The following is a 6,969-nucleotide window of genomic DNA, read 5'->3' on the forward strand; positions in this document are numbered from 1 at the left end:
ATAGAGGACAGGCTCCACGATCCATTCGATTTAGAATAGATCAGAACCTGATCTTGGCACTTACCCCGCCGGCAACACCCGCAGCGTCTGCTCATCAAACAACGGTTCGTCCTGCCCGACACGAACGAACAGCACCTTCCGTCCCTCACCCGCCGGCACCTCGAAGTACTGGATGCCGTCAGGCATTTCGCCCCAGTCGCCGCAAGGTGGTTCGGGAACCTCATCGGGGTTGGCGAGCGCTTTCAGCTCTTTCGCGTAGGCGGCGTCGGGGCTGAATGTGTAGCGCTTGACGCCGGCGGGCACGGTACCCTCGGTGTAAGGCGCCAGCGCGCAGCGGGCACTGACGGCCTTGTCTGTCTTTTCCAGGAACAGGCGCAGCAAGGCAGCCTCGGCGGTTTCGCCTGGTTTGACGTCGAACACCTCGACCAGAGGATCGGCGTCACCGCCATCGCTGTATTTGATGGCGAGTGCGTTGCCGGTGAATTCGAAATGGATCTGGCGGAAGCCGAAATCGCAGCGCTGCGCCCAGGCGGCAAGGCCGATCGTCTTGTCGGACAGTTTTTCCCAGACGCATTTGTCGATCGGCGGGCGCGAGGGCGCCGGTTCGTCGGCCACAGCGGATATCGTCGCGGATGCAAAAAGGGCGCAGGCGCAGGTGATCGATCTCATGGCGCTAGTCATCGCTGCATCCTGTCAAGGTGAAGGCATCCCAGGCCGAGCCATCCGGATTGGCGTTGGCGAAATCGGCCCATTCGGTGAAAGCCACGCCGAAATCAGGCAGGAGCAGCCCTTTCGGCGCCGGTGTCGCTTCGCGCGAATTCAACTGCTCGGCGCCGCCGCCGGTCAAGGCGTAGACTTGGCCGTCCCATATCCGGCACAGCCCGCTGCCGTCTTGCAGCCCCGCTTCGCGGTCGTCGTCGGTACAGGTGTGGCGGATGGTGCCGAGCGGGAAAGAATTCCTGCCGTTGGTCCAGGTGATGTCGGCCGGCAGGTTTTTGTCGGTGTTGGGCACGGTCAATGAAAACACCTGCGCCGTCAGCGCTGCCGGCTCGTTGTCGATCGGCCGGAATTGCAAAACCGCGCCCGAGCGCGGCTCGCGGTAGGCGGCGTGACTCAGCAGACATTCCTTGGCGCTCGCCGCCTGCATCGGGCCGAGCAAACCCAGGACAACAAAGGTCAGTTTGCGGATGATCACCAGATATCTCCGGGAAAGCGTTGTGGAAGCCAAAAGCCTGTCCTCAGACCAATCCGACCAGCCAGGCAGCGGCGCCGAGAAAGCCTGCCGAACAGACCCACAGCACCCAGAGTCCCCTTACCCGGCATTCGAGCACGGCCGAGGCGGGGTTGGCGGGGTCGTAGTGGACGTCGACGTTGCCGCCCTCGGCATAGCTTCGTGCCTGACCGCTGACGAGGCCGGGCAACGTGGCCGTGACCGTGGCGCCGAAGGTGACACGGTCTGAACTGTATTGTTGGCCGGCGACGCCGTAGCTGTAGACGATGCGGGATTTAAAGACGGTGCGCCAGCGTCGATAGCCGCTATAATTTCGCAACGCCTGCAGACCTGAGGACTCGATGCGACCGGCGGCGACCGGCCATTTTGCCGCTTGCGCGGCGAGCGATCTCTGGGCGAAGCCCATGCGCAGGATCATCAGGCCCATGAACATCAGCAGTGCAGCGGCTCCAAGGTTCTGCGGCTTGCGCAGATGCGGCCGGATCGCCTCGAGCAGACCGCCGACGGAAAACACCAGCACCAGCGCGCCGACCACCAACCCCGCCGAGAGCTGGAACATGAACTTGAAAGCGCCGTCCGGCATGGTGCGCTCGATCACGGCCTTGCTCGGATCAGCCGGATTGTAGAAGACGGTCACCTCGGCGCCGCGGGGAAACTGCGCAAGCGTCTCAGCGACTTCGAAATTCCCCAAATTCTCCTTCACGCTGTAGCGCGAGCTTTGAAACTTCTTGGCGCCCACCTTGTATTCGAAGGTGATCGCCGGAAAATTGCGCATCTCGGTGGTATCGCTGCTGTCCGAGCCGACGCCCGAGCTTCTGACCTCACGCGCCTCGACGCGCGACGAGATGATCTTTCCCGGCGTCGGCAGCCAGCGGCTGAGCGCCCGCACCTCTCGCCATTTCAAAATGGTGATGAGCGACAGGCAGCCCGCGACCACGCAGACAAAGCCGACAAGCAGAATTTTGAGTTCCACCCTGATCCCCCCGGAGTGCAGGAACCGGCACTAGACAGCACCGCGGCGGCAATGTCTCGCTTATTCGCAAAGTCGGGAGGGGACCGGCCCGGCAAGCATCAGTGGCCGCCGCCTAATCATCGATCGCCATGACGCGAACATACCCCTCCAGCAGGAGCGCGCGATCCCGGATGACATTGGTGGCGTCGGCTGCCTGCATGGGCACGTACATCGTGCCTTGCCTTGTTTCATAGAGCGCGTCGCGCGCCTTCGCCTCGGCGTCGCGGAAGGCGAGCCAGGCGCGCTGCGACAGGCGCAGTTGCTGCGCAGCCTCGCGGGGCAATTCGTGCATCAGCGTCGCATAGGCGGCATTCATGCGGTGATCATAGTCACCGGTTGCCGCGGCCTCGCATTCGGTTTGGCCAGATGTAGAGCCATTGGCCGGGTCGTTCAGGCAGCGGTCGAGTGTGTCGGCAGTCGGGTCCTTCAGACCCGAGGCCATCAGCTTCGCGGGCAGCGCTGTCAACAGGCAGGCCAACGCTCCGCAGATGAGCCAAGACGTCCCTGTCAGCTTGTTTCGCATTTCGCCCCTCGAAGATGGCCGTAAGCATGGTGAAAACCACGCATTACAAGATCATCCCTGCCATTGTGGAGGCAATATGCCCGAACGCAAGCCGGCGTCGGCACGTCACGCAGGCCTTACAGCCAGGAACGTGTTCCATTCTTCGTCATTGCGGCCGAGGTTGAAATCGTCCCTGAGAAGGACCAGCCCGGCGGCCTCGAGGCGGGCCACAAAATCGTCCCGGCGCCAGTAGACGGTATGATATTTGCCTGATGTCTCGCCATCGCCGTTGCGCATCGATACGAGGAAGGCGCCGCCAGGCCGCAGCGACCCGGTTATCCTGGCAAGCACCTGGTCGGTCTGGTCGCGCGGCACATGGATCAGGACGGCGAGCGCCAGGACGGCGTCATAGGGGCCGCCGAGATCATCGGTGAGGAGATCGAGAAGCTCGCCATGCTTGCCGCGCGCGGCCTGCAGCTCGAGAAAYCGYTTSGTYGCGTCGGTGCGSCGAACCTTGACGCCCARRKYCTCCAGAAAGTCCGCRTCGTAKCCCGCTCCCGACCCGACTTCCAGAATCCGGCCTTCTGTGCCGGCAATCGCCACAAGGCGCTTCAGCGATGCCTGCTCTCTCTCGTTGGGRACATGCCGCACGATGGCATCGTAGCGTTCCGCATAGTCCTCATAAGCAGTGATCGTTTGACGGCTCTTCGCCAGAGCCTGCGACAACACATCCACCTTTCCCTCCCTTGCATCCCGTGTGGGTCAAAAACGTCTTCAGCGACTGGTGCCGGGAGGTACGTGCCCGTCGAGCACGCCGATGTCGCGCAGAAAATGATCCGACAGCGAACGGTGGTCGAGCAGGCCGCGCCTGCGGGGCCTGAACGGCGCGGTGAAGAGGTCGAGCATCGGACGACGAAGCGTGTTGTAGAGGGTCATTGCCGTGTCCTTTCAGGTTCGAGTTGATGACAAGACCATGCCTGTTTGCGGCCTTGGTTTCCAATCGAACCTCGCGTACCATGCATCAGGAGGATTGATGCATCATGAGCTGGGAACTGCCACCGTTAGGGGCCATCCGGGTCTTTGAAGCCGCAGCTAGACTGGGCAGTTTTACCAAGGCGGCCGAAGAGCTCGGCATGACCCAGTCGGCGGCCAGCTATCAGATCAAGGTGCTGGARGARCGCGCCGGAACGCCRCTTTTCATAAGAAAAACAAGRCAGATCGCATTGACCGAGGCCGGACAGCACTTGGCGCCGCASGCMACGGGCGCGTTCTCRGCCCTGGCGGATGCCTGGGTCGCCACCAAGGGTGGCGCAAGCGGCGTGCTTTCGCTGACGACCATGGCAACATTTGCATCGAACTGGCTGGCCGTGTGGCTTGGAACATTCCAGCTGATGCATCCCTCCCTCGCCGTGAAGGTCGATACATCGTCCCGGCTGGTCGATTTCGGGCGCGAGGGCATGGATATCGGCATCCGGACAGGAACCGGCAAATGGCCTGACCTGACCGCCCACTATCTGTTCAAGGCCGACTACACGCCGATGCTCAGCCCAAAACTGGCCGAGAGCGTCGGCGGCATCCGCCATCCCGAAGACCTCTACAAGGTGCCGCTATGCGGCCCTGACGATCCCTGGTGGAGAATCTGGTTCGAAGCGGCCGGCGTGCCCTTCGATCCCGCTCGTGTCATCCCCGGCCCGGCACTCGGCGGGCAGGCTTATGATGCGATGGCAGCACTGACCGATCAGGCTGCTGCCATCCTCACSCAAAACCTCTACAGCGCCCTGTTGGCGAAGGGGCAGCTGATAAAGCCTTTCGACATCGTCGGGTCCGATGGTGACGGCTATTGGCTGGTACACCTGGAAAGCCGCCGCAACGTACCGAAGATCAAGGTGTTCCGGGATTGGGTGCTTGCCCAGACCGCCGACATTCGAGACCAGGAAGCGCGCCAGACGCAGGCTGACAAGGTGCCGTCGCAACGGAGGACAAAATGATCGATCACATAACCATCGAAGTGGGTGACCTGGAGAGGAGCAAGCTCTTCTATGAGCTCGCATTCGCGCCCCTGGGATATCACCTGTCCTTCGGCAAGGAAGAGGTGTTCTGGGCCTTCGATATCGGCAATGGCTGCCTGTTCGAGATCCAGCGAACCGGCGAGACACCGCCGCTCACCCATGTGCACGTCGCTTTCCGCGTCAGCAGCAAGGCAGAGGTCGATGCGTTCTATCGGGCAGCGCTGGAGGCCGGTGCCAAAGACAATGGCGCACCCGGCCCGCGTCCCGACTATGCGGAGAATTACTACGCCTGCTTCGTGCTCGACCCCGACGGCTACAACATCGAGGCGATGATCAACGAGCCGTGAAGCGGAAGACGCGCTAGCCTCTCAATGGCGTAGCATTGTTGACTTCGCCGAATTGCAGAAGGGTAATTTGACGGCCGAAGCGATCGGCTTAAAAAGGKAGGAGACATCCTCGAGACAGCAAGTCGGGAGACGGGCATGAGCGATGAAGCCGACGATGACAACGACATCGTGAACCAGCTTGYCTATGTCAGGGCCGATCCAACCCAGCACGATACGCTGACGCTTCTGACCATGATCGACGCGGCGCTTGCCGAGATCATGAGCTTGAGGGCGAGGTTGCGGCTATGCGAGGAACGCAATGGCGGAAGCCGCCAGCTCCAATGAGGATCAGCCGGCGGCGACGCTAAGGGCTAGATTCTTTTTGACGCAATTCCCAAGGGAAAGCGCTCTGCGCTTTTCCCGGGAAAACTGTTCACACTTTTTCTGGAATTGCTCTAGTCCGCGTCCGCCATCACCTGACGACCGCCACCACCGGCCCAGGCACGCCATTGCCGCTCGTCGCCATGGAAGACGTTGAGGTCGATGCGGCCGGTCACGCCATGCGACAGGCCGGAGCCGGAATACTGCCAGAACAGCCATTTGCGGCCGGGATAGACCTTTGACGGATGCCTTGCCACCGCGCGCAGCCAGAAGGGATAATCTAGAAAGGCACCCTGCAGATTGTCGCGATAGAAGTCGGGCGCGGTGTAGATGATCGGACGCTGACCATAGTGACGCTCCAGCTTGTCCATGAACACCTGCATCTTCTCCAGCACCTTTTCGCGCGACGGGCGCCGCTGGCAGGAGGAGTCGCCATTCCACTCGACGTCGATCACCGGTGGCAAGGCGCCATCCATCTTGGGCACGTTGCGGATGAACCAGTCGGCCTGCTCGCCGGCGGTGCGGCACCAGTAGAAGAAATGATAGGCGCCGCGCTTCAGCCCGGCGGCATCGGCATTGCGCCAGTTCTTCATGAACATCGGATCGAGGTGGTCGCCGCCGTCCGTCGCCTTGATGTAGGCGAAGTTGGCGCCCTGGGCGCGCAGCTTGCCCCAGTTGACGTCGCCTTGCCAGCGCGAGACGTCGACCCCATGGACGGCGAGATGCCTGGGCGATGACCGGCCGAAATTGATCGGCTTGGCGTCGCGAAAGCCGTAACGCATGATCGACCCGGCAAACATGGGCGGCCCATTGCGGCTCAATAGCTTCGACGGCGACACCAGTGCAGCTGCTTCGACCGGCGGCTCGGCACTGTCGGGCAGCTCAGGACTGTCGGGCAGCTCTGGCGTTGCGAGCATCGCCGTTTCTTCTTCCGCCAGGCCAAAAGGCCGAGCAGGTTCGTCCACGGGCGCTGCCTCGGCCAGCTTGCGTGCTCTGGCTTTGGCCACAGGCACGGATGCGATCGGCGCGCTTGGCCGCACCACCGAGCTGGTGGTCTCGTTCGACGGTTTTTGCATGTCGAGCGCGTCCATGCCCGATGTCGACGAACAGCCGGCAAGGCACAGCGCTGCGATCACGAAACTGACGACGCCTGGTAACCGCATCTGGACCTGTACTCAAAACACAACAGACCGAGGGCGACGGCCCACGGACAACCAGCCTAGTTATGAACGAGAAATTACCAATAAAGTTTGAATCAAGTTTTTTACCATGACTGTGACCCGTTTCAGACATTCGACGCCGACGGTCGGCCCAGCCTTGACAGCGCCATGATGTGGCTGTTGAGACGAGGGGGCGGCGGCCGCCGCCGGCATGTCCCACGATTCCCAAAAGGCGCCCGATGATTGCGTTGCAGCGGCTTCTCCTGGTCCCCCTGCTCGCGGCCCTCGCCTGCGGCGGCGCGCTCCTGGCTGAGACCGCGCATGCCAGCGGGCTGGTCGTCGTTCCTC

At 62.1% G+C, this 6,969-nt stretch carries 10 protein-coding genes; 3 read left to right on the forward strand and 7 right to left on the reverse strand.

Annotated features, from left to right (window positions below; translation table 11 throughout):
* Positions 1-60 precede the first annotated feature (60 nt).
* The 6 genes from AC1DX0_RS28055 to AC1DX0_RS28080 form a co-directional block, all read right to left on the reverse strand.
* Positions 61-615: a hypothetical protein gene (locus tag AC1DX0_RS28055; RefSeq protein ID WP_477357645.1), complete on the reverse strand. Its 555-nt coding sequence runs from the start codon at positions 613-615 to the stop codon at positions 61-63.
* A 58-nt stretch (positions 616-673) separates the two neighbouring features.
* Complete coding sequence (locus tag AC1DX0_RS28060; RefSeq protein WP_477221334.1) at positions 674-1,195, reverse strand: hypothetical protein; 522 nt, start codon at positions 1,193-1,195, stop codon at positions 674-676.
* Positions 1,196-1,238: 43 nt separating this feature from the next.
* Positions 1,239-2,204, reverse strand: coding sequence for a DUF3592 domain-containing protein (locus AC1DX0_RS28065; protein ID WP_477221333.1), 966 nt, complete (start codon positions 2,202-2,204; stop codon positions 1,239-1,241).
* Positions 2,205-2,316: 112 nt separating this feature from the next.
* Complete coding sequence (locus AC1DX0_RS28070; RefSeq protein WP_477221332.1) at positions 2,317-2,709, reverse strand: lysozyme inhibitor LprI family protein; 393 nt, start codon at positions 2,707-2,709, stop codon at positions 2,317-2,319.
* Positions 2,710-2,871: 162 nt separating this feature from the next.
* Positions 2,872-3,480 (reverse strand): class I SAM-dependent DNA methyltransferase, encoded by a 609-nt coding sequence (locus tag AC1DX0_RS28075; protein ID WP_477357648.1) that lies wholly within the window; start codon positions 3,478-3,480, stop codon positions 2,872-2,874.
* A 39-nt stretch (positions 3,481-3,519) separates the two neighbouring features.
* Positions 3,520-3,681 carry a hypothetical protein gene (locus AC1DX0_RS28080; protein WP_464610746.1) on the reverse strand — a complete coding sequence of 54 codons (162 nt, stop codon included), beginning with the start codon at positions 3,679-3,681 and terminating at the stop codon, positions 3,520-3,522.
* Positions 3,682-3,785: 104 nt separating this feature from the next.
* Here AC1DX0_RS28080 and AC1DX0_RS28085 point away from each other — a divergent pair, with 104 nt between their 5' ends.
* The 3 genes from AC1DX0_RS28085 (at position 3,786) to AC1DX0_RS28095 (ending at position 5,425) form a co-directional block, all read left to right on the forward strand.
* Positions 3,786-4,733, forward strand: coding sequence for a LysR family transcriptional regulator (locus tag AC1DX0_RS28085; RefSeq protein ID WP_477357650.1), 948 nt, complete (start codon positions 3,786-3,788; stop codon positions 4,731-4,733).
* Complete coding sequence (locus tag AC1DX0_RS28090) at positions 4,730-5,101, forward strand: VOC family protein (protein WP_477221329.1); 372 nt, start codon at positions 4,730-4,732, stop codon at positions 5,099-5,101. Before AC1DX0_RS28085 ends, AC1DX0_RS28090 begins: the two co-directional genes overlap by 4 nt.
* Positions 5,102-5,236: 135 nt before the next feature.
* Complete coding sequence (locus AC1DX0_RS28095) at positions 5,237-5,425, forward strand: hypothetical protein (protein ID WP_477357652.1); 189 nt, start codon at positions 5,237-5,239, stop codon at positions 5,423-5,425.
* A gap of 110 nt (positions 5,426-5,535) precedes the next feature.
* Here the strand turns inward: AC1DX0_RS28095 and AC1DX0_RS28100 are convergent, their stop codons facing one another.
* Positions 5,536-6,624, reverse strand: a complete 1,089-nt coding sequence (locus AC1DX0_RS28100) for a glycoside hydrolase family 25 protein (RefSeq protein WP_477221328.1) — start codon at positions 6,622-6,624, stop codon at positions 5,536-5,538.
* Between the last annotated feature and the right edge of the window lie 345 nt (positions 6,625-6,969).

Source organism: Mesorhizobium sp. P3_A9, from assembly GCF_056402975.1.

Excerpts from the sequence above, each read along its gene's own strand:
- AC1DX0_RS28080 (WP_464610746.1), bottom strand. The coding sequence starts at position 3,681 with ATGACCCTCTACAACACGCTTCGTCGTCCGATGCTCGACCTCTTCACC.
- AC1DX0_RS28090 (WP_477221329.1), top strand. The coding sequence starts at position 4,730 with ATGATCGATCACATAACCATCGAAGTGGGTGACCTGGAGAGGAGCAAG.
- AC1DX0_RS28100 (WP_477221328.1), bottom strand. The coding sequence starts at position 6,624 with ATGCGGTTACCAGGCGTCGTCAGTTTCGTGATCGCAGCGCTGTGCCTT.